The 1,573-nt window shown below is 77.0% G+C and carries 1 protein-coding gene; it reads right to left on the bottom strand.

The features are described from left to right. Positions 1-170 precede the first annotated feature (170 nt). On the bottom strand, positions 171-845 hold the full coding sequence (locus HCN52_RS24335) for a response regulator (protein ID WP_168090573.1): 675 nt from the start codon (positions 843-845) through the stop codon (positions 171-173). Positions 846-1,573 lie beyond the last annotated feature (728 nt).

The following is a 1,573-nucleotide window of genomic DNA, read 5'->3' on the forward strand; positions in this document are numbered from 1 at the left end:
CCGGTGCCCCGCTGTGAGGGCGGCCCCCGGCCCTCCCCGGCCGACCGGGCCGGTGCGCGGCGGCATCGGGGTCGGTCAGGGGTCGGCCTGAGCTCCGCCGACCGCCGCGCGGCCCGCGGCCGGCCCCCGTGTGCGGGTCACCCGTCACGGCTGTCGCGCGGCTGGGCGGTTCAGGCCCCGTCCCCGGGAGGACGGGGGCGCGCCAAGCCGAGGTCGTAGGCGAGGATGGTGGCCTGGACCCGGTCGCGTAGCTCCAACTTCCGCAACAGCGCATTGACATGGGACTTCACGGTGCCCACGGTGATTCCCAGCTGCTCGGCGATCTCGGCGTTGTTCAGGCCGCCCGAGAGGAGCGTCAGCACGTTTCGTTCCCGTTCCGTCAGCCGCGCGAGTGCGCCGGCCGAGGGGCGCCCGTGGTCCGGCCCCGCCGCGTAGTGGGCGATCAGCCGCCGGGTGGCGGCGGGGGACAGGACGCTCTCGCCCGCCGCCACCACCCGGACGCCGTCGAGGAGTTCGGCGGCCCGCACGTCCTTCAGCAGGAAACCCGAGGCGCCGGCACGCAGCGCGTCGAAGACGTAGGCGTCCAGATCGAAGGTGGTGAGCACCAGCACACGCGGCGGCTCCGGGCGCGCCGTCAGGATGCGGGTGGCGGCGATACCGTCGAGCTCCGGCATCCGCACGTCCATCACCACCACATCGGGCCGCAGCTCCTCCGCCAACCGGATCGCCGCGGCGCCGTCCCCGGCCTCGCCCACCACGGTCAGGTCCTCCGCGGCGTCGATGACCGCCGCGAACCCCGCCCGCACCACACTCTGGTCGTCCACGACCAGTACGGTCACCGTCACCGGGGACCTCCCTCCTGGGCGGGGGTGCCGCCCCCGCATGCCACGCCCGCCGGAACAGGGGAGAACGTACCGCGGGGCGCCGGCCGGCTCGCCGTCGGCTCCGGGCCGCGCCGGGGCGCGCCGATCTCCCACCCGCCCGCCGACGGCCGGCCGCAGCGCCGCCTCCCGCACCCCTGCCGCACACGGCTCACGAGGAGACCCCGCGTCGGTCCGACGTCCCGGCGGCCGCGGTGGGCACTCCCGCCCGGGTCCGCGCGCCCGTGGCCCGGGTGGCCGCCGGCAGGACCGGACGCGATCGGTCTTCGGTTCGCTTCATGATGGCAAGGAGGCTACGGCCCGCCGCGCCCTCGCCGCCTCCCGCTCGTGGAGGAGCGCGCACTGCAACCAGCGATGGAGACGCCCTCGCCCCGGTGGCGGCAGCACGCCGCCGGCGGTCGCAGCCACCGGGTTTCGGACGGTTCGACGCGCGCGCCCCCGTCGGATCGAACCGGGGGGGCAGACTGGTCGGGGGGACGGCCGCGGGGGCGGCCGCCGCGGACCGCGCAGCCGGGACGCACCACCGTGGGTCGAGGGGGCCGCACCATGGACGTGCTCTGGACACTGGCTGTCGTGGTTGTCGGTGGCGCGCTGCTCGCCGTCATCGTCAACGGGGTGGTACGCGGCGAGGGACGCGCGCGGCGCGGCTTCGGACGGCGCCCGCCCGGCGGACGCCGCGGCCGGAACGGCCG

Origin of the sequence: Streptomyces bohaiensis (assembly GCF_012033785.1) — a bacterium.
Lineage (GTDB): Bacteria > Actinomycetota > Actinomycetes > Streptomycetales > Streptomycetaceae > Streptomyces > Streptomyces bohaiensis.